The organism is Streptomyces sp. NPDC003023 (assembly GCF_042888225.1).
GTDB lineage: Bacteria > Actinomycetota > Actinomycetes > Streptomycetales > Streptomycetaceae > Streptomyces.
Genome location: NZ_JBIAPL010000004.1, coordinates 493213 through 514073, shown reverse-complemented (window position 1 = coordinate 514073; position 20861 = coordinate 493213). Strand labels below are relative to the sequence as shown.

Below are 20861 nucleotides of genomic sequence, written 5' to 3'. Positions count from 1 at the left end.
TGCCTACTCGTCGGCCGACGAGACCGCCTTCTTGGCCGCCGTCTTCGCCGTCGTCTTCTTGGCGGCGGTCTTGGCGGTCGTCTTCTTGGCGGCTGTCGTCTTCTTCGCGGCGGTCTTCTTCGCCGCCGTCTTCTTGGCCGGGGCCTTCTTCGCCGGGGCCTTCTTCGCGGTCTTCTTGGCGGGGCCCTTGGCCCGCTTCTCGGCGAGCAGCTCGTAGCCGCGCTCCGGAGTGATGTCCTCGACGCTGTCGCCGGTCCGCAGGGTGGCGTTCGTCTCGCCGTCCGTCACGTACGGGCCGAAGCGGCCGTCCTTGACGACCACCGGACGCTCGCTGACCGGGTCAGTGCCCAGTTCCTTCAGCGGCGGCTTGGCGGCGGCCCGGCCACGCTGCTTGGGCTGCGCGTAGATCGCCAGCGCCTCGTCGAGCGTGATCGAGAAGAGCTGCTCCTCGTTCTCCAGGGAGCGCGAGTCGGTGCCCTTCTTGAGGTACGGACCGTAGCGCCCGTTCTGCGCGGTGATCTCGACGCCTTCGGCGTCGGTGCCGACCACCCGCGGCAGTGACATCAGCTTCAGCGCGTCCTCGAGGGTGACCGTGTCCAGGGACATGGTCTTGAAGAGCGACGCCGTCCGCGGCTTGACCGCGTTCTTGCCGGTCTTCGGGGTGCCCTCGGGGAGGATCTCCGTGACGTACGGGCCGTAACGCCCGTCCTTGGCGACGATCTGGTGCCCGCTGGCCGGGTCGGTGCCCAGCTCGAAGTCGCCGCTGGGCTTGGCCAGCATCTCCTCGGCGTACTCGACGGTGAGCTCGTCGGGGGCGAGGTCGTCCGGGACGTCGGCGCGCTGGTGGCCCTCCGCGTCCTTCTCGCCACGCTCGACGTACGGCCCGTAACGGCCGACCCGTAGCTTGATGTCGTTGCCGACGGGGAAGCTGGAGATCTCCCGGGCGTCGATCGCGCCGAGGTCGGTGACCAGTTCCTTGAGGCCGCCGAGGTGGTCGCCGTCGCCGTTGCCCGCCTCCGACGCGGCACCGGTCGCTTCGCCCTCGCCGAAGTAGAAGCGCCTCAGCCACGGCACGGCCTGCGCCTCGCCGCGGGCGATGCGGTCGAGATCGTCCTCCATCCTCGCGGTGAAGTCGTAGTCGACGAGCCGGCCGAAGTGCTTCTCCAGCAGGTTGACCACGGCGAAGGAGAGGAATGAGGGGACGAGGGCCGTCCCCTTCTTGAAGACGTATCCGCGGTCGAGGATGGTGCCGAGGATCGAGGCGTAGGTCGACGGGCGGCCGATCTCGCGCTCTTCCAGCTCCTTGACCAGCGAGGCCTCGGTGTAACGGGCCGGCGGCTTGGTCGCGTGACCGTCGACCGAGATCTCCTCGGAGGACAGCGCGTCACCCTCGGAGACCTGCGGCAGACGCCGCTCGCGGTCGTCGAGCTCCGCGTTCGGGTCGTCGGCGCCCTCGACGTAGGCCTTCATGAAGCCGTGGAAGGTGATGGTCTTGCCGGACGCGGTGAACTCGGCGTCACGGCCGTCGGACGCCCGGCCGCCGATCTTCACGGTGACGGAGTCACCCGTCGCGTCCTTCATCTGGGAGGCGACGGTCCGCTTCCAGATCAGCTCGTAGAGCCTGAACTGGTCACCGGTCAGCCCGGTCTCCGCCGGAGTGCGGAAACGATCACCGGAGGGACGGATCGCCTCGTGCGCCTCCTGCGCGTTCTTGACCTTGCCGGCGTAGACACGCGGCTTCTCCGGCAGGTAGTCGGCACCGTACAGCTGCGTCACCTGCGCACGGGCCGCGGAGACGGCCGTGTCGGAGAGCGTGGTGGAGTCCGTACGCATGTAGGTGATGAAGCCGTTCTCGTACAGCTTCTGCGCGACCTGCATGGTGGCCTTGGCCCCGAAGCCCAGCTTCCGCGAGGCCTCCTGCTGCATCGTCGTCGTGCGGAACGGCGCATACGGCGAGCGGCGGTACGGCTTGGACTCGACCGAGCGGACGGCGAACGACGCGCCCTCGAGCGCGGCGGCGAGGGAGCGGGCGTTCGCCTCGTCGAGGTGGAGCACCTGCCCGGACTTGAGCCGGCCGTCAGAACCGAAGTCACGGCCCTGCGCGACACGCTGCCCGTCGACGGTGTTCAGACGGGCCATGAGCGTGGACGGGTCGGAGGCGTCGCCCGCCCGGCCGGTGGAGAACGTGCCGGTCAGGTCCCAGTACTCGGCGGAGCGGAAGGCGATGCGCTCACGCTCGCGCTCGACGACGAGACGGGTCGCGACGGACTGGACACGGCCGGCGGACAGCCGGGGCATGACCTTCTTCCACAGGACCGGCGAGACCTCGTAGCCGTAGAGGCGGTCGAGGATGCGCCGGGTCTCCTGGGCGTCGACCATGCGCTTGTTGAGCTCGCGCGGGTTGGCGACGGCGGCGCGGATCGCGTCCTTGGTGATCTCGTGGAAGACCATCCGGTGAACGGGGACCTTGGGCTTGAGGACCTCGAGGAGGTGCCACGCGATGGCTTCGCCCTCGCGGTCCTCATCTGTGGCGAGATAGAGCTCGTCGGACTCGGCGAGCTGCTCCTTGAGTTTCCTGACCTGTGCCTTCTTGTCGGCGTTGACGACGTAGATGGGCTGGAAGTCGTGCTCCACGTCGACGCCGAGGCGACGCACCTCACCGGTGTACTTCTCCGGCACCTCTGCGGCGCCGTTCGGCAGGTCGCGGATGTGCCCGACACTCGCCTCGACGACATAGCCGGGGCCGAGGTAGCCCTTGATCGTCTTCGCCTTGGCAGGCGACTCGACGATCACGAGTCGGCGGCCGCCGTGTGCGGTCTCGCTGGTCGGGGACAACTTCGCTCTTCTCTCCGGTCGACGCTCGATGGGCGCTCACAGCACTGCGGCATGCGGTGCTCATGCCTGGCTGCGCTGCTGTGGCGCGGCTGTCGCTGCGGAGTGTGACGGTACAACCCGCCCCCGTGTCAAACGGCAAAAGCCCGCAACGGCCACTCGAACGGTAACCCGAGTCCGGCCTTTCCTGCCGCCCGGACCCGGCACGTCGTCTTCCGGCCCTGTGTCAGAGGCGGCCGAAGCACCAGACCGCGAGCGTGAGGAACACCGCACCGAACCCGGTCGTGACGGTGAGGGCTGTGGCCGGGGCCACCCCCTGGGCGACGGGCCGACGCTGCAGCAGGCATGTTCCTGTCCACAGCAGCAGTCCGGCCCCGAACAGCGCGAATGCCGTCCCGGCGAAGATCGCTGGCCCGCTCTCCATGCCCGTAACCGGTCCTTCCCTGGTGCCGAGGGTCCCTGTGAAGGGCGAGGCTGGCACTCTCGGGCGTCGCAGGCACCAACTGCGGGTGAACGCCACGTGGGGTTCACCCGCCCGGTCGCGGGAATGTCACAGGACATCTGCCGCAAATGAACCTTGGCCGGATTTCTCCGCCGATTCCCGTCCCTCGTCCGTCCGGCGCTCGCACCTGGCCCATCGCCGACTGCGTTTGTCGGCCGTGCGTGCCCGCCGGCACCGCTGCGACGACGGCCGGAGTTCTGCGTCAGTGAGGGGCGGGCACCAGGAAGCCCTCGTCCACCAGCAGCCGCAGGGCCTGCGGAGTGCGGTCGCGCAGCAGGACGGGGTCCTCCTCGATCAACTGGGCGATGGCGTCGAGAATCTGCCCGGCGCTCAGGCTCCCGTCGCAGGCTCCCGCGAAACCGGCGCCGACCGTGTCGACCTTTGTCGCGCGGCGCATGCCGCGGTTCTGACGCAGGACCACATGCTCCGGGTCCTCCGCGCCCGGCAGCCCGACCTGCTCCTGCATGACCTCGTCGGCCAGCAGGAAACGATCGCCGAGCAGCGCCGCGTCGTCGCGGTCTCGCAGATACTCCTGGCGCGCGAAGTGCGCGCGCACGGTGTCGCCGAGCGGTTGCTCGACGGGGTGGGGCCATTCCTCCGCGACGATCGAGGGGCGCTCGGAACCGGACTTCCTGAGCGTGATCCACCCGAAACCGACCGACTTGGTCTTCCGCGCCTCGAACTCGTCGAGCCAGGCGTCGTACCGCGCGGCGTACTGCGCGGGATCGGTGCGGTGGTCCCCGCTGTCGCGCAGCCAGAGTTCGGCGTACTGCGTGATGTCCTGCACCTCACGCTGGACGATCCAGGCATCGCAGCCGCGTGGCACCCAGGAGCGCAGCCGCTCCTGCCAGTCCTCCCCCTCCACGTGCTGCCAGTTGGCGAGGAACTGGGCATAACCGCCGTCGTTGAGCCTGTCCCCCGCCTGCTGGACGAGCGAGCGGCACAGATCGTCCCCGCCCATCCCACCGTCCCGGTACGTCAGCCGGCCGCCCGGAGAGATGACGAACGGCGGGTTCGACACGATCAGGTCGTACGTGTCGGATCCGACGGGCTCGAACAGCGAGCCCTCACGCAGGTCGGCCTCCCTCGCACCGGACAGGGCGAGCGTGAGCCGGGTGAAGTGCAGGGCGCGAGGGTTCAGATCGGTGGCCGTGACACGAGTCGCGTGCTGCGCGGCGTGCAGCGCCTGGATGCCGGAACCGGTCCCCAGATCAAGCGCGGCGGTCACGGGCCGGCGCACGGTGATACCGGCGAGCGTGGTGGACGCGCCCCCGACACCGAGAACCACGCCCTCGCCCTGGCCGCTCGCACCGCCGGCTCCGCCGACCGCGCACCCGAGGTCGGACACGATGAACCAGTCCTGGCCCTCCGGCCCGCCGTACGGGCGGATGTCCACAGCGGCCCGCACCTCGTCACCGTCGCGCACCACCCAGCCGTCCGCGACGCACTCATCGAGGGGCAGCGCGGCGCGGGCGCTCTCGTACGGCACCGCGCACTGGAGCAGAAACAGCCGGACGAGGGTCTCGAGGGCGCCGGCCCCGCGAGTGGCGCGCAGCGCGGGCACGGTCTCGCTGCGGGCGAGCGCCGCATAGGCGGGCGCGCCGAGCAGGTCGAGGAGCCCGTCGGCGGTGAAGGCAGCAGCGAGGAGCGACTCGCGGAGCCGGGGCGAGTGGTCGGACACGGGGAGGCTGGTCGTACTCACCTGCCCATTGTGGCCGCCACCACCGACATGCGCCGCACCGCCCGCGCGACATGCACCGCACCGCCCGCACGACATGCGCCGCACCGCCCGCGCTCTCCGGGCCGGAACCGGTCTCGCCGCACGGACCCGGAACTCGCGCCGTGCAGCACCCCGCTCCGCCCCGCCGGGCTACGACTCGCTCTGCCGGGCTACGCCGACGATCCGCCGGCGGGGCTCGACGTCTTGGCCCGCTGGCACCCGGGCTGCTTGGCCATGGCCTTGCCGAGTTGCCCCGACTGCAGCTTCGCCAGAGCCGCCTGGTCCATGCGCTCGATCTTCTTCAGGCCGTCCGCGACGGTCTGAAGACCGTCGGCGAACTTCTGCTGGTTCTTCGGGTCGAGGTCGTCGACCTGCTTCTTCAGGTCGAGGTAGGCGGCGGCGGTGGCGTCGAGTTCCGTCACCGCGTCCTGCTGGAGCCTCTCGCCGTTCTCGACCGGGGGCACGCCCGCGTCCCTGACCGCCTTGGCGAGCGCCTTGTCCGCGGACGCGATGTCCGCGAACGCCTTGGAGTCGGCAGCCTGGATGTCGGCCGGCTTGCCGTCCGCGGCAGTCGAGATGATGGCCTGCTGGGCATCAGCCCTCTTCTTGATCTGCGGCTGGGCCTGGTCGCAGACCTCCTTCGCCCAGGCGTTCACCTTCTCCTCGCCGTCGTCGCCGCAGCCAGACAGCGCCAGTACCAGTACCGCACCGCTGGACAGTGCGGCCGCAAGCTTCTTGTTCACCGGATCGGTCCCTTCCAAGGCCTCTCGGCCCCGGAACATACACGCCAACTGGGCGACAACCGCGTGTCGTGCGCCGGATTCGTGGGCTATTGAAGCCATTTGCACCAAGGGAGACAAGGCTCACCTGTCCCTGCGGAACACAGGCCGACGGGCGGGCGGCAATCAAGCCGTCCCGCCCGTCGGTCTGTTGAACGAGTGTCAGGAAACCACCGCCGGATCGGCCGGCTTCGCGCTGCGCTCCGTCGCGCCGCCCTCGTCTTCGACGGCGATACCGCGCCGCTTCGAGACGTACACCGCTCCGACGATCACCAGGATCGCCAGCACCGCGACCACGGCGCGCACCCCGGCGTTGGCATCGTCCCCGTAGCTGAACTGGACGACCGCGGGCGCGATGAGCAGCGCCACCAGGTTCATCACCTTCAGCAGAGGGTTGATGGCCGGGCCCGCGGTGTCCTTGAACGGGTCGCCCACCGTGTCACCGATGACCGTCGCGGCATGGGCCTCGCTGCCCTTGCCGCCGTGGTGGCCGTCCTCGACGAGCTTCTTGGCGTTGTCCCACGCTCCACCGGAGTTGGCGAGGAACACGGCCATCAGCGTCCCGGTGCCGATCGCACCGGCCAGGAAGGCACCGAGGGCGCCGACCCCGAGTGAGAAGCCGACCGCGATGGGCGTCAGCACGGCGAGCAGGCCCGGAGTGGTCAGCTCGCGCAGTGCGTCCTTGGTGCAGATGTCCACGACACGGCCGTACTCCGGCTTCTCCGTGTAGTCCATGATCCCCGGGTGCTCGCGGAACTGCCGCCGCACCTCGTAGACCACTGCGCCCGCCGAACGGGAGACGGCGTTGATGGCAAGGCCGGAGAAGAGGAAGACGACCGCGGCGCCGAGGACCAGACCCACCAGGTTGTTGGGCTGCGAGATGTCCATCACCAGGTTCATCGGAGCGCCGTCGCCCAGCTTCTCCCCCACGTCCCCGGCCGCCGTGGCGATCGCGTCGCGGTACGAGCCGAAGAGCGCGGCGGCCGCGAGCACCGCCGTGGCGATCGCGATGCCCTTGGTGATGGCCTTGGTGGTGTTGCCGACGGCGTCAAGGTCGGTCAGGACCTGCGCGCCCGCCCCCTGGACGTCTCCCGACATCTCAGCGATGCCCTGGGCGTTGTCGGAGACCGGACCGAAGGTGTCCATGGCCACGATGACGCCGACGGTGGTGAGCAGGCCGGTGCCCGCCAGTGCCACGGCGAAGAGCGCGAGCATGATGGACGTGCCGCCGAGCAGGAAGGCCCCGTACACGCCGAGGCCGATCAACAGCGCCGTGTAGACGGCCGATTCGAGGCCGATGGAGATTCCCGCCAGGACCACCGTGGCCGGGCCGGTCAGCGACGACTTGCCAATGTCCCGGACAGGGCGGCGGTTGGTCTCGGTGAAGTAGCCGGTCAGCTGCTGGATCAGCGCGGCCAGCACGATGCCGATGGCTACGGCGACGAGTGCCAGGACCCTGGGGTCCCCGTCGTGCGCACGGACGGCCGCGTCGCCGACGCCGTCCAACTCGGCATAGGTGCCGGGCAGGTAGGCGAAGGCGGCCACGGCCACCAGGGCCAGAGAGATCAGCGCGGAGATGAAGAAGCCGCGGTTGATCGCGGTCATCCCGCTGCGGTCGGCGCGCCGCGGGGCGACCGCGAAGATGCCGATCATCGCGGTGACCACGCCGATCGCCGGGACGATGAGCGGGAAGGCGAGCCCGGCGTCGCCGAACGCCGCCATGCCGAGGATGAGGGCCGCGACGAGAGTGACGGCGTACGACTCGAAGAGATCGGCCGCCATGCCCGCACAGTCGCCGACGTTGTCGCCCACGTTGTCGGCGATGGTGGCGGCGTTGCGCGGGTCGTCCTCGGGGATGCCCTGCTCTACCTTGCCGACGAGGTCGGCGCCGACGTCGGCCGCCTTGGTGAAGATGCCGCCGCCGACACGCATGAACATGGCGATGAGCGCGGCGCCGAGCCCGAAACCTTCGAGCACCTTCGGCGCGTCCGCCGCGTAGACGAGCACGACGCAGGAAGCACCGAGCAGGCCCAGGCCCACCGTGAACATTCCGACGACGCCTCCGGTACGGAAAGCGATCTTCATCGCCTTGTGCGCGACGGCTGTCAGATCCTTTTCCGCCTCGCCTTCCGCCGGCGTCGCTTCACGAGCGGCGGCGGCGACGCGAACATTGGCCCGTACGGCCAGACGCATGCCGATGTATCCGGTGGCCGCCGAGAAAAGCGCACCCACCAGGAAGAACACCGAGCGACCGGCACGCTGCGACCAATCGTCGGCCGGAAGCAGCATGAGCAGGAAAAACACCACGACGGCGAAGATGCCGAGTGTGCGCAGCTGCCGCGCCAGATAGGCATTAGCGCCTTCCTGCACCGCGGCAGCGATCTTCTTCATGGAATCGGTGCCCTCGCCGGCTGCGAGCACCTGGCGCACCAGGAGCTGGGCGACGACGAGCGCCGCCACGGCGACGACCGCGATCACAATAACGATCAGCCGGTTGTCATCCGTGAGTACCGCAGCCGCGAGAGATGTGGGTTGATCGATCAGCTGTGGGTTGAAGAGCCCCGCCATTCGTCCTCCTTGACGTTCAAGCTCAAGATGTGGACGGATTGTAGGGAGCGGAACCTGATCAAAACAGTGCGCGATAAATGCAATTGACCTTGACTTGCTACTCAGCAAATGATCGGCTCTCGAAATCGACCCCGAAAGCAGTAATGGGGCAAACGCATTGACGCCGGAGCGATGATCTAGAAAATACGAAAGAGGCCCTGCTCAGCAGGGCCTCTTCGCGTCGCGGTAAAACAGAATGATCAGGGGATCAAAAGATCGATTACCCGGGCGGTCCAGGGCGCACCTGCGACGCCTCCGGACCAAGACTGTCCGGTCCGGCACGGTCCCGCACGGTCCCGCACGGTCCCACGCGGGGCGGCTCGGTCCGGCAAGCTCCGCCCGGGGGTGCTCAGGACGCGCTCAGGACGCGCTCAGGGGGTGGCGGCGTCCAATGTCGCCGGCCAGCTCATACGGATCACACCGCCGTTCTCGTCGGACGAGACATCCACGTCGTCCACGAGGCCGCTGATGACGGCCAGGCCCATCTCGTCCTCGCCATCCGCGTCGAGGTCCGTGATCCCGCCGCCGCGTCCGCCGGAAACGGCTGTGGAGCCCGTACCGGCGCTCGGCACCTCGTCACCGACCTCGATGGAGAAGGTCTTCTCCTCATCGGCCAGCACCACCCGTACGGGCGCGGTGATGCCATGGCTGCGGTGCAGCCCGACCGCACGGCTGCAGGCTTCTCCGACGGCGAGCCGGACCTCGTCCAGCACCGCCTCCTCCACACCGGCACGCCGAGCCACGGCAGCGGCGACCAGTCGGGCCGTCCTGACGTGCTCGGGCTGGGCGCTGAAGCGGAGCTCAACAGTGGCCATGCAGTCCCCCTCGGACGTACGGGCGTGCCTCTCAGGGGCCCGGGCTGGATGCCCGGGGCCCCTCCATGCTTCCGGCAGTGTCCGGCCGACGTCAGTCGGTCGCGGCTACAGCTTCGTCGACCGTGGTGTGAATGGGGAACACCTTGGTCAGGCCCGTGATCCGGAAGATCTTGAGAATGCGCTCCTGGTTGCAGACCAGGCGCAGGGAGCCTTCGTGCGCGCGCACCCGCTTGAGGCCGCCGACGAGCACGCCGAGGCCGGTGGAGTCGAGGAAGTCCACGCCCTCCATGTCGACAACCAGGTGATAGCTGCCGTCGTTCACCAACTCGACCAACTGCTCGCGCAGCTTGGGCGCGGTATACACATCAATCTCGCCACCGACCTCGACGACCGTACGGTCGCCACCAGGGCCGGACACATTGCGAGTCGACAGGGACAGGTCCACGGATCCTCCAGCACCTTGCTATCGAGCGGCCGCCCTTCAAGTCTCCCCGACGGAGCCGGAAGACGGTCGCCAGCCGCGATGGCATTCAATCACTTACCAGCAGCCATGCACGACGCCTTGGGACCATTGTCCGTCACGCCAGTGACACACTCGGTGCCGATGGCCAAGAATCACCGTCCCAGTCGACCGCCCGGAAGCGGGGAAAACCGCCCCTCCCCCGGCACGGTCCTCGACCGGCTCGCCGCAGGGGCGGGCCGTGCTGCGCGCATCACTCATACGGAGCACCTGCCCCCCAGACCGGGTAGGCATGCGCTCTGGCCGGACCGCATCCGGGCAGAAGTGATCAGCGCCGTCCGGCGCGCCGGAATCGACCACCCTTGGGCCCACCAGGCAGCCGCCGCCGAGCACGCGCTGGACGGCGAATCCGTGGTCATCGCGACCGGCACGGCGTCCGGCAAGTCCCTCGCGTACCTGGCACCGGTGCTCAGCGCCCTCCTCGACGGCGCCGAGGCCCCGAACGGGCGGGGCACCACCGCGCTGTATCTCGCCCCCACCAAGGCCCTCGCCGCCGATCAGCGACGAGCGGTGAAGGAACTCGCCGCCCCGCTGGGCAACCGGATCCGCCCCGCCGTCTACGACGGCGACACGCCGGTCGAGGAACGCGAATGGGTCCGCCAGTACGCCAACTACGTCCTCACCAACCCGGACATGCTGCACCGGGGGATACTCCCCTCACACCCCCGCTGGTCCTCCTTCCTGCGCTCCCTGCGCTACGTCGTGATCGACGAGTGCCACACCTACCGCGGTGTCTTCGGTTCCCACGTCGCCCAGGTGCTGCGGCGTCTTCGCCGACTGTGCGCCCGCTACGGCGCGAACCCGGTCTTCCTGCTCGCCTCCGCGACCTCCGCGGAACCGGCCGTGGCCGCGGGCCGCCTCACCGGTCTGCCCGTACAGGAGGTGGCCGACGACGCCTCACCCCGCGGCGAGATGGTCTTCGCTCTGTGGGAACCGCCACTGACCGAACTCCACGGTGAGAAGGGGGCACCGGTGCGTCGCACGGCGACCGCCGAAACCGCCGACCTCCTGACCGACCTGACCGTGCAGGGCGTACGCAGCGTGGCCTTCGTACGCTCCCGGCGCGGCGCCGAGCTCATCTCCGTGATCGCCAAGGAGCGACTCTCGGAAGTGGACGGCTCCCTGCCTCGGCGTGTCGCCGCGTACCGGGGTGGCTACCTACCCGAGGAGCGCCGCGCCCTGGAGCGCGCCCTGCACTCCGGTGAGCTCCTCGGCCTCGCGGCCACCACGGCACTGGAGCTGGGCGTGGACGTCGCCGGCCTGGACGCCGTACTGATCGCCGGTTACCCCGGCACCCGGGCCTCCCTGTGGCAGCAGGCCGGCCGGGCCGGCCGTTCCGGTCAGGGGGCCCTCGCCGTCCTCGTCGCCCGCGACGATCCGCTGGACACCTTCCTCGTCCATCATCCCGAGGCCCTGTTCGACCGTCCGGTGGAATCGACGGTCCTCGACCCCGACAACCCCTACGTTCTGGCACCCCATCTGTGCGCTGCCGCCGCCGAGCTGCCGCTCACGGACGCCGACCTCGAGCTGTTCGGTCCCGCCGCCGAGGGGCTGATGCCCCAGCTGGAGGCCGCGAGGCTCCTGCGGCGGCGTGCCTCCGGCTGGCACTGGACCCGTCGCGAGCGGGCCGCCGACCTGACCGACATCCGGGGCGGGGGCGGCCGCCCCGTCCAGATCGTCGAGGCCGCAACCGGCCGGCTGCTCGGCACGGTCGACGAGGAAGCCGCTCACTCGGCGGTCCACGACGGCGCCGTCCATCTGCATCAGGGCCGTACCTACCTGGTCGACCAACTCGACCTCGCGGACTCCGTCGCGTTGGTCACCGAGGCGAGCCCGCCCTACTCGACCACTGCCCGTGACACCACCTCCATCTCCGTGCTGGAGACCGACATCGAGATCCCTTGGGGCGACGGCCGCCTCTGTTACGGCTCCGTGGAGGTCACCAACCAGGTCGTCTCCTTCCTCAGGCGCAGGCTGATCACCGGCGAAGTCCTCGGCGAGTCCAAACTCGACCTCCCTCCCCGCACCCTGCGGACCCGTGCTGTGTGGTGGACGGTCACCGAGGATCAGCTGGACGCCGCCCGGATCAACCCGGAACAACTGGGCGGCGCCCTGCACGCCGCGGAGCACGCCTCCATCGGGATGCTGCCGCTGTTCGCCACCTGCGACCGCTGGGACATCGGCGGCGTCTCCGTGCCGCTCCATCCCGACACGCTGCTTCCGACCGTCTTCGTGTACGACGGGCACCCTGGCGGTGCCGGCTTCGCCGAGCGGGCCTTCCACACGGCCCGCGAATGGCTGACCGCGACCCGTGAGGCGATCGCCTCCTGCGAGTGCGACGCGGGCTGCCCGTCCTGCATCCAGTCACCCAAATGCGGCAACGGGAACGATCCGCTGCACAAACGGGGCGCCATCCGGCTGCTCACGGAACTGCTCCGGACAGCGCCGGCGGCTCCGGAAGTCCGGGCGGCCCCGCCCGGGCTCTGACCGCCGGGGCGTAGCCGCCGAAACGGACCAATGCGGTCACGTCCGCGATCTCGCCCGTCACGGCGCACCGCACCACCTCCGCCCCCTGCGCCCGGGCAACTCGGTCGGCCTCTGCGCAGGCCTCGGCAGCTCCGTCCAGGGCGGTGTCGGCAGCGGCGAGCGCCGCGAAATCGGCGGCCGCCCCGGCCCGGTGGCGGGCGACCACGGCCTGGCCCATCGTCAGGACGACGACGAAGACGACACACAGCGTGGTGATCGCCATGGTTGTCCACACGGTCGCCGAGCCGCGGTCCCTTGTCACGGGCTCACCTCCACGGCCGCTGCAGGAGAAGCCCTTGGCCGGGCTCCCGGGTGGGTCGCGGCTTCGGTGCCGGCCGACTCCGGCTGCCGCCCGACGGTGTCCTCCGCGAGTGCCACGGCCTCGGCCCTCAGCGTCAGTGCCAGCACGCCGGGCCCGGGGGCGTCCGCCTCGACACGTACGCGCCACAGGTCCCCGCTCCGTGTCAGGGTGATCTCGGAATCGCTCGGCGCCGCGGACCGGCCGGCGGCGAGCGCGGCCGCCCGTGGCTCGGACCGCGCGGCGGCGCGAGCGGCGGCCCGCGCCGCGTCCACGCACTGGATCTTCGCGGAGGCGGCCATGAGCGCCCAGATCAGGGCCATGGTGAAAAGGACCAGAGCCGGGACCGCGAGGGCCGCCTCCGCTGTCACAAAACCCCTGTCTCTCTGGGCGCCGACAGCGCGGGACGCCTCAGAACTGTGCATCGAGCGCCTTGCCGATCACGGCTTCCAGGGCTCCCGAGACAGTCCCGCTGGTGACGATCTTGTACAGGACGGCAGCGAAGGCACAGGCGGCGATCGTTCCCATCGCGTACTCGGACGTCGTCATTCCGTCGTCGTTGCGCATCCTGCGCCGCAGCTCATGCAGCCGGCCTCGCATCATTGCCCACATGCTCCGAACCTCCGTTGTTCGCATTGCCGTTCATGTCGTCGAGTTGACTGCTGTCAGTCGCCCTTGAGGAGCCCGCCCGCCAGTCCGATCACCACCGGTGCCACCCCGACCGCGAGAAACGCGGGCAGGAAGCACAGCCCCACCGGAGCCGTGATCAGCACCTGGGCCTTGCGTCCCCGGCCGGCCATCGCGCGGGCCCGGTCCGCTCGGTAACGCCCGGCCAGCCGCGACACCGGATCTGCCGCCGGAGCTCCTGTGGAGTCCGCCCGTTCGAGGCAGCGGGCCAGCGGTTCGGCACCCGGCGTCTCCCCGAACCACCCCCACGCGGGTTTCGCTTCGGCGCCCAGCCGCAGTTGGGCCGCCGTCCGTGCAAGGCGGCCGCCGAGCGGGCCACCCAGCGACTCACCGACCGCCTCAGCGGCCTCACGGGGTCCCGCCCCGGCCGAGATGCATGCGGCCAGCAGGTCTGCCGCCAGCGGCAGTTGGCGTGCGGCTTCTCCCAACTCGTCGGCGGCTGCGGCACCCGCGCCGGCCCGCTGCTCCCGGCCGCGCTGCCATCGGCGCAGCCCGAAGGCTGCGGCGAACCCCACAGCGGCACCCGCAGGCCCACCGATCAGCACGCAACCGGCGGCGGCCACCCCGAGGAGTGGGGCCCAACTCCGGGCGTGGCGCACGAATTCCGGGCGTCCGCGGCGCGATTCATGGCCCGGCCGCAGGATGGCCCGGATTCTCGCGCGAGCCCTGCTCCGGCGCCGCCTCGCCGTCATCAGCGAGACCAGGCAGGCCACCGCGGAGAGGACCGCCACGATCGCCCACAGCCTGTGGACGGCTTCCCCGTTCATACCGTCTCTCCGGCGCGAACGATCCGTCCTGCCCACCACAGTCCCGCGGTTTCCAGCAGGCCACCGATCCCCAAGCAGGCGATGCCTGCCGGAGTGTGGAACAGCACACGCAGCGGATCCGCCCCGAGCGCCCATCCCATGGCCAGACCCCCGGCCGGGAGCAGTGCGAGCAACGCGATGGTCGACCACGCTCCGGCCAACTGCGCTTTCAGGTCCTCACGCTGGTCGCTCTCCGCTCTCAGGGCAGCTTCCAGGCGGTCCAGCCCCGCGGCCAGGCCCGCCCCGCTGTCGACGGCCACCCGCCAACAGGCCGCCACTCCGGCCAGCCCCTCGGCCCCCGGTTGCCGGGCCGCCGCCCGTAACGCCTCGGGCACGTCCCCACCGAACCTCGCCGCCGCCACAACCGCCGGCTCGAAGTCACCGAGCACATCTGTCGCCTTGGCGGCGAGCAGCAACGCCTGCGCCGGTTGCAGCCCCGCTCTCAGCTCGCCCGCAGTGGTGCCGCACAAACCGATGACCCCTTGGGCCCGCCGGTCCTCGTCCCTCCTTCGTTCCCTGGTTCGCAGCCACCGCCGCACCAGAGGCACAGCGACGGCTCCTGCGGCCAGCGGCAGCGGGGACTCACCCGCCAGAGCCACCACGAGCGCCGCCGGCAGGCAAAGCCACTCCTTCCGGAGCTTGATGGCAGGCAGCATCCGCTCCCATGCCCACCACGGAGGAAGCGCCACCGAGCCCGCATCCGCGAACAGCAACCGTGCCCTCCGCAGGCCCCGGCCCTGTCCGCCGGTCAGGAGCCACGCAGCTGCTCCCGCGCACAGAGCCGCGGCGCACATCGTCTGAACGGCCGTCACAGCGCACCACCGACCAGGGCCCGCAGCCGCCCCCACCCCGCTTCGGGCAGGAACGCGCCCTTGGCCCACCTCAGCGCCGGTACCGTCACCACCAGGCCCGTCGCGTTCCGCTCCAGCACATGGATCTCGGCCACCCGCCTTCGGCCGGCGCCGTCCCGTACGAGATGGATCACCACGGAGAGGGCCGCCGCCAGCTGGCTGTGCAGCGCGGCCCTGTCGAGCCCTGCGGCAGTCCCCAGAGCCTCCAGCCGCGCCGGCACGTCTGCTGCCGCGTTGGCGTGCAAGGTTCCGCACCCCCCTTCGTGACCGGTGTTGAGAGCGGCCAGGAGCTCGGTCACCTCCGCGCCGCGCACCTCGCCGACCACCAGCCGGTCGGGGCGCATCCGCAGCGCCTGTCTGACGAGATCCTGGAGCGTCACGCGTCCCGCTCCCTCCTGATTGGCCGTGCGCGACTCCAGCCGCACCACATGCGGATGGTCGGGTCGCAGCTCGGCCGAGTCCTCGGCCAGAACGATGCGCTCCCTCTCCCCGACCAGCCCCAGAAGGCTGCTCAGGAGAGTCGTCTTGCCTGAACCGGTACCGCCGCTGATCAGAAACGACAGCCGGGCCTCGATCAACGCCCGCATGAACCTGTCCCCGCCCGGCGGCACGGTCCCCGCGTCGACCAACTCCCCCACGGAGAAGGCACGGGGACGTACGACGCGCAGCGAGAGGCAGGTGGAGCCGACGGCCACGGGAGGGATCACCGCATGCATCCGTGTCCCGTCCGGCAGACGTGCGTCCACCCAGGGCCGCGCGTCGTCCAGCCTCCGTTCGGCGACTGCCGACAGCCGTTGCGCCAGCCTGCGGACCGACGCCGCGTCGGCGAACGTCACCTCGGTGAGCTCCAGGCCCCTGCCCCGGTCCACCCAGACCCGGTCGGGCGCGGAGACCAGCACGTCGGTGACCGACGGATCGGCCAGGAGCGGTTCCAGCGGCCCCGTGCCGACCAGCTCGCAGCGCAACCTCTCCGTGCCGCCCAGCACTTCGGCGTCGCCGAGCAGCCGCCCCTGCGCCCGCAGGGCTGCCGCCACGCGGGCGGGCGTGGGTTCCGCCCCGCTCTCCGCGAGCCGCTGCCGCACCGCCTCCAGCAGTCCGGAGCTCATGCGACGCCCTCCTCGGCCAGTGCCCTCTCCCAGAAAGCGGTGCAGAACCTGGCCAGCGGCCCGCGGCCGCTCACGCCCGGTGGAGATCCCCCGCACTGGGCTGCCTGCAGCCCTGGCTCGGTGGGGAGTTCACCTGCGAGCGGGAGCCCGAGGGCGTCCGCCACCCACTGCTCGTCGAGTCCCGGCGCGTACGGTCCGCGCACCACCGCCCGCAGGTCGGGAAGGACCATGCCCACGGTCGAGGCCACCCTGTTGGCGGCTGCGACCGCTCGCAGCTCACCCGGCACCACGAGCAGACCCAGGTCCAGTTGGGCCAGCGCCTCAGCCACTCCTTCGTCGACACGGCGCGGCAGGTCCACGACCACCACTCCACCTCGCCTGCGGGCAGCCGCGAGGACCGACCGCATGGCCTCTGGAGGGATTACCACGGAATCACCGCGGTCCCAGCTGAGCACCCGCAGGGCGTGCAGTTCGGGCAGGGACTCCTCAAGGGCACCGCCCGCGACTCGCCCCTTCGAAGCGGCGAAATCCGGCCACCGCCTGCCGTCTGTGTGCTCTCCTCCGAGCAGTACGTCGAGTCCTCCGCCCAGCGGGTCACCGTCGACGAGCATTGTGCGCCGACCGCCGCGCGCCGCTGTCACCGCGAGCGCGGTGGCCAGCGTCGACGCGCCGGCGCCGCCGCGGCCGCCGATCACTCCGACGGTCAGAGCCTGCCGTCCCACTCCCTCCACGACATCGGCGATGCGGTCGAGGAGCCAGCTCTCGGCATCGGGCAGCCGCAGCACGCCGTCGGCCCCGATCTCCACCGCTCGCCGCCATACGTCCGGGTCGTCCTGGTCGCGCCCCACGAGAAGCACGCCACGCCGGCGCGAGGCCCCACGGCAGCGTGGAGCAGCGTCGTCACCCACGAGAACGAGCGGCGCGTCCTCCCACCCGCCTCTGCCCTCGGGCAGGGTGTGGTGCACGTCCGGTTCGGCACCCGCTGCTGCGCACAGCCGCAGCAGATCGTCCAGCAGCTCCACGTCCTCGGTGACGATCAGAGGGCCGCCAGGCCGCCCTTCCCCGGCACGCGGGCACTCCGATGTGATGGATCCGGCCACGATCTCCACCCCTTCCCTCCGCGATCTCGCATCGCATCGAGATCCGTGATTCCTTCGGCCCGCGAGTTACGCGGCTGGAATCACGGTGCAGGGCAGTGAAAATTCGTGTGGATCTTGCTGAAAAACTGTGGACAACTAGCCACTTGTGAATATCCCCGTAGCTCATACCAGTGAGTCCCGGAGGCCTCAGGGCCGACCCTCTCGAGCCGTGCCGGAGACATGCCGGAAGTCTGCCGGAGAGCACCACGACGACTACACAAAGTGACAAATCCGGGGGTGGGTCGTCCGGTACAGCGCAAGGAGCGAAAGAGGCCGCCCGAGCGGCTCACCGGCCCGACAGAGTTGAGAAACGGGCCCGGACATGCGACGACCCCCGCCGGGGGGGAGAGCGGGGGTCGTCTCTCCGGCCGACTCGGGGGGGGAGGAGCCGGACCGGGTTAGCACGGTCGCGAACGATCCGTGACTTCCATGGTGTACCCGAGAGCCTTCTCAGGCAAACCCACACGCCCGAGCGTACGCCGAATGGCGGGCACATATGCTCAGCCTTGTGGAAAACCACTCCTTGCCGCGTACAGCCGCCTTCTTTGACCTGGACAAGACGGTCATTGCGAAGTCATCGACTCTGACCTTCAGCAAGTCCTTCTACCAAGGCGGGCTGATCAACCGGCGCGCCGTACTACGTACCGCATATGCCCAGTTCGTTTTTCTCGCGGGAGGTGCGGACCACGACCAGATGGAGCGCATGCGCGAGTACCTCTCAGCCCTCTGCAAAGGCTGGAACGTCCAGCAGGTCAAGGAGATCGTCGCCGAGACGCTCCACGACCTCATCGATCCGATCATCTACGACGAGGCCGCCTCGCTCATCGAGGAGCACCAGGCCGCGGGCCGCGACGTGGTCATCGTCTCCACGTCCGGCGCCGAAGTCGTCGAACCGATCGGCGAACTGCTCGGCGCCGACCGGGTCGTGGCCACGCGCATGGTCGTGGGCGACGACGGCTGCTTCACCGGGGAGGTCGGGTACTACGCGTACGGTCCGACCAAGGCGGCGGCAATCAGGGAGCTGGCCGAATCCGAGGGGTACGACCTGACGCGTTGCTACGCGTACAGCGACTCGGTCACCGACGTCCCGATGCTCGCGGCGGTCGGCCATCCGTACGCGGTGAACCCGGGGCGCGGCCTGCGCCGTGAGGCGGCCCTGCGGGACTGGCCGATTCTCGACTTCAACCGGCCCGTCCGACTCAAGCAGCGACTGCCTGCCTTCTCCATGACCCCACGACCCGCACTGATGGTGGCCGTGGCGGCCTGTGCCGCAGCCGCGACAGCCGGACTGGTCTGGTACGCCGGCCGCCGTCGAAGCGCCGCCGCCGCGGCACAGGCCGCGACCCGCTGAGCGTTGCGGTCAACGGTCAACGGTCAACCAATTCGCACGTATTTGAACCCAAAAGTAAAGATGTGTGGGCAGGGCTTTCGCATCCCTGCCCGCAGTAGTACAAAGGAGTCACGGCCCGCGAGACCGAGGACATCCGAAAGGATCACCTGTAACGCAGAAAGGCCCCACGGACCGATGCATGAAAACTGAGCACCCACGCGACGTCGACCCGTCGATTACGGGCCAGCCGCACCAGGTGAGGGCAAAGTTCCCTACCTGATGGGCAACACTCGAGGACGCATGGTAACTCGGAGCTCATGCCAGCGGCGGTACCGGAAGTCGGTACCGCCGCGACCCTTTTCAGCCGGGCCCTTCCGCCCTCCCCCCGAACATTCTCAGGCGGCGCCGCGCTGAAGTGCCTCGCACACGGCGGTCGATTCCCTGACCCCAAGCTCCACCGAACGGCCACAGTGCGTGATCCACGCCGCCATGCCCTCCGGGGTTCCGGTCAGGTACGCCTCGAAGGCTGCGACGTACGCGGCCCGGCTCTGCTCCGCGTGACCGACCTCCGCAGGGCAGATGGCCTTCGGATCGAGCCCGCTGCCGATGAGTACGATCCGCTCGGCCGCCCTCGCCACCAGAGCGTTGCACGAGCCGAACGGCCGCAGCGCGAGGAGCTCACCGTGCACCACGGCGGCGGTCACCAGGGCCGGAGCCTCGGTCCCCGCGATGATCAGCTCGGCCAGGCCGTCAAGACGGCCCGTCATCTCGGCCACGTCCGGCAACGGCGCCTCGATCAGCGGCTCGTCCACCGTCTCACCGGGAAGACGCGGCCGCCCGACCGTCTCGTCGCCGGCGGTACCACCCGCCGCCACGAGGTGCAGCCTGGCCAGCACACGCAACGGCGACTGCCGCCAGATGGAGAGCAGCTGACCTGCTTCAGCGGTGAGCCTGAGGGCCGCGCCCACCGTTCGGGCCTCCGGTTCGCTGCCGAAGTCCGTACGCCTGCGGACTTCCTCCAGTTCCCAGTCCGCCCCGGACAGGGCAGCGGAACCGCGCGCCGCGCGCAGCGCCGCCTCGGAGGTGATCTCGTTTCCGCGCCGACGCATGATCCGGTGCCCGTAGACCCGGTCGACGGCCTTGCGCACGGAATCCACGGAGTCGGCGACGCCCGGCAGAGTGCCGAGAGTGGCGAGGGGATCGGCCGACGAGGCGTTCGTACTCATAAGCAGCGAGGCTACGCGTACCAACGCCGCACCCCACGTTGGAGTGGCCTTCCTCACCCATCATGACAACCCGACGCAGCCACTCCACTACCCTAGGTGAACATGAAGATCGCTTTCGTAGGAAAGGGCGGCAGCGGGAAGACGACGCTGTCCTCTCTCTTCATCCGCCACCTCGCCGCCAACGAAGCCCCCGTCGTCGCGGTGGACGCCGACATCAACCAGCATCTGGGGGTCGCGCTCGGCCTCGACGACGCGGAGGCGTCCGCGCTGCCCGCGATGGGCGCGCATCTGCCGCTGATCAAGGACTATCTGCGCGGCTCCAATCCACGGATCACGTCGGCCGACACGATGATCAAGACGACGCCGCCCGGGGAGGGTTCACGGCTGCTGCGCGTCGTCGAGGACAACCCGGTGTACGACGCCTGCGCCCGCACCGTCCGTCTGGACGACGGCGACATCAGGCTCATGGCCACGGGCCCCTTCACCGAGTCGGACCTCGGAGTCTCCTGCTACCACTCCAAGGTCGGCGCGGTCGAGCTCTGCCTCAACCATCTCGTCGACGGCGACGAGGAGTACGTGGTGGTCGACATGACCGCCGGGTCCGACTCCTTCGCCTCGGGAATGTTCACCCGCTTCGACATGACGTTCCTGGTGGCGGAACCCACGCTCAAGGGCGTCTCGGTCTACCGGCAGTACAAGGAGTACGCCCGCGACTTCGGCGTCGCGCTGAAGGTCGTGGGCAACAAGGTTCAGGGCCCGGACGACATCGAGTTCCTCCGCCAGGAGGTGGGCGACGAACTGCTCACCACCATCGGGCACTCGGAGTGGGTGCGGGCCATGGAAAAGGGACGCCCGGCACGGTTCGAGCTGCTGGAGGCGGACAACCGCATGGCCCTTCAGACCCTGCAGAACACGGCTGAGGACTCCTATGCGGCCCGCGACTGGGAGCTCTACACCCGCCAGATGGTGCACTTCCATCTGAGAAACGCGGAGAGCTGGGGCAACGAGAAGACCGGGGCCGACCTGGCGGCGCAGGTCGATCCGGCGTTCGTGCTCGGCGAGCACATCCCTGTACCGCAGCCCGGCTGACCGGCCCGGCCGGGTCCCGTCCCGCATC

General features: G+C 69.9%; 18 protein-coding genes. 3 read left to right on the top strand and 15 right to left on the bottom strand.

Translation table 11 applies throughout. From position 1 onward, the window contains the following. Window positions 1-3 precede the first annotated feature (3 nt). The 7 genes from topA to ACFYV1_RS17445 all read right to left on the bottom strand — a co-directional run bounded on the left by topA (window position 4) and on the right by ACFYV1_RS17445 (window position 9700). Window positions 4-2835: a type I DNA topoisomerase gene (gene topA / locus ACFYV1_RS17475; protein WP_389396332.1), complete on the bottom strand. Its 2832-nt coding sequence runs from the start codon at window positions 2833-2835 to the stop codon at window positions 4-6. A 223-nt stretch (window positions 2836-3058) separates the two neighbouring features. Beyond that, window positions 3059-3256 (bottom strand): hypothetical protein, encoded by a 198-nt coding sequence (locus ACFYV1_RS17470; protein WP_389396331.1) that lies wholly within the window; start codon window positions 3254-3256, stop codon window positions 3059-3061. A gap of 280 nt (window positions 3257-3536) precedes the next feature. After that, window positions 3537-5036: a methyltransferase gene (locus ACFYV1_RS17465; RefSeq protein WP_389396330.1), complete on the bottom strand. Its 1500-nt coding sequence runs from the start codon at window positions 5034-5036 to the stop codon at window positions 3537-3539. Between the two features lie 188 nt (window positions 5037-5224). Continuing rightward, window positions 5225-5797 carry a small secreted protein gene (locus ACFYV1_RS17460; RefSeq protein ID WP_389396329.1) on the bottom strand — a complete coding sequence of 191 codons (573 nt, stop codon included), beginning with the start codon at window positions 5795-5797 and terminating at the stop codon, window positions 5225-5227. Between the two features lie 198 nt (window positions 5798-5995). Continuing rightward, window positions 5996-8401: a sodium-translocating pyrophosphatase gene (locus tag ACFYV1_RS17455; RefSeq protein WP_389396328.1), complete on the bottom strand. Its 2406-nt coding sequence runs from the start codon at window positions 8399-8401 to the stop codon at window positions 5996-5998. Between the two features lie 410 nt (window positions 8402-8811). Further along, window positions 8812-9255 (bottom strand): ATP-binding protein, encoded by a 444-nt coding sequence (locus tag ACFYV1_RS17450; protein ID WP_389396327.1) that lies wholly within the window; start codon window positions 9253-9255, stop codon window positions 8812-8814. Between the two features lie 91 nt (window positions 9256-9346). Next, window positions 9347-9700, bottom strand: coding sequence for an STAS domain-containing protein (locus tag ACFYV1_RS17445; protein WP_003967428.1), 354 nt, complete (start codon window positions 9698-9700; stop codon window positions 9347-9349). Between the two features lie 78 nt (window positions 9701-9778). Here ACFYV1_RS17445 and ACFYV1_RS17440 point away from each other — a divergent pair, with 78 nt between their 5' ends. Beyond that, a complete protein-coding gene (locus ACFYV1_RS17440; RefSeq protein ID WP_389396326.1) occupies window positions 9779-12262 on the top strand; it encodes a DEAD/DEAH box helicase in 2484 nt (827 codons plus the stop codon). Here the strand turns inward: ACFYV1_RS17440 and ACFYV1_RS17435 are convergent. From ACFYV1_RS17435 to ssd, 7 genes are all read right to left on the bottom strand, one after another. Beyond that, window positions 12198-12563: an Rv3654c family TadE-like protein gene (locus ACFYV1_RS17435; RefSeq protein ID WP_389396325.1), complete on the bottom strand. Its 366-nt coding sequence runs from the start codon at window positions 12561-12563 to the stop codon at window positions 12198-12200. The genes ACFYV1_RS17440 and ACFYV1_RS17435 overlap by 65 nt on opposite strands. Continuing rightward, complete coding sequence (locus ACFYV1_RS17430; protein WP_389396324.1) at window positions 12560-12970, bottom strand: TadE family type IV pilus minor pilin; 411 nt, start codon at window positions 12968-12970, stop codon at window positions 12560-12562. The genes ACFYV1_RS17435 and ACFYV1_RS17430 overlap by 4 nt, the downstream gene beginning before the upstream one ends. 40 nt (window positions 12971-13010) lie before the next feature. After that, window positions 13011-13211 (bottom strand): DUF4244 domain-containing protein, encoded by a 201-nt coding sequence (locus tag ACFYV1_RS17425; RefSeq protein WP_389396323.1) that lies wholly within the window; start codon window positions 13209-13211, stop codon window positions 13011-13013. A 53-nt stretch (window positions 13212-13264) separates the two neighbouring features. Further along, on the bottom strand, window positions 13265-13801 hold the full coding sequence (locus ACFYV1_RS17420) for a type II secretion system F family protein (RefSeq protein ID WP_389396322.1): 537 nt from the start codon (window positions 13799-13801) through the stop codon (window positions 13265-13267). A 248-nt stretch (window positions 13802-14049) separates the two neighbouring features. Further along, window positions 14050-14886: a type II secretion system F family protein gene (locus ACFYV1_RS17415; protein WP_389396454.1), complete on the bottom strand. Its 837-nt coding sequence runs from the start codon at window positions 14884-14886 to the stop codon at window positions 14050-14052. A gap of 14 nt (window positions 14887-14900) precedes the next feature. After that, window positions 14901-16049: a TadA family conjugal transfer-associated ATPase gene (locus ACFYV1_RS17410; protein WP_389396321.1), complete on the bottom strand. Its 1149-nt coding sequence runs from the start codon at window positions 16047-16049 to the stop codon at window positions 14901-14903. Continuing rightward, a complete protein-coding gene (gene ssd, locus ACFYV1_RS17405; RefSeq protein ID WP_389396320.1) occupies window positions 16046-17149 on the bottom strand; it encodes a septum site-determining protein Ssd in 1104 nt (367 codons plus the stop codon). The genes ACFYV1_RS17410 and ssd overlap by 4 nt, the downstream gene beginning before the upstream one ends. 535 nt (window positions 17150-17684) lie before the next feature. Here ssd and ACFYV1_RS17400 point away from each other — a divergent pair. Continuing rightward, window positions 17685-18539, top strand: coding sequence for an HAD family hydrolase (locus tag ACFYV1_RS17400; RefSeq protein WP_389396319.1), 855 nt, complete (start codon window positions 17685-17687; stop codon window positions 18537-18539). A gap of 374 nt (window positions 18540-18913) precedes the next feature. Here the strand turns inward: ACFYV1_RS17400 and ACFYV1_RS17395 are convergent, their stop codons facing one another. Beyond that, window positions 18914-19744: an oxidoreductase gene (locus ACFYV1_RS17395; RefSeq protein WP_389396318.1), complete on the bottom strand. Its 831-nt coding sequence runs from the start codon at window positions 19742-19744 to the stop codon at window positions 18914-18916. A 102-nt stretch (window positions 19745-19846) separates the two neighbouring features. On the opposite strand from ACFYV1_RS17395, the gene ACFYV1_RS17390 reads away from it, so the two are divergent. Continuing rightward, the gene (locus tag ACFYV1_RS17390) at window positions 19847-20833 is read left to right on the top strand and encodes an ATP-binding protein (protein ID WP_389396317.1); all 987 of its coding nucleotides are present in this window, start codon (window positions 19847-19849) and stop codon (window positions 20831-20833) included. Window positions 20834-20861 lie beyond the last annotated feature (28 nt).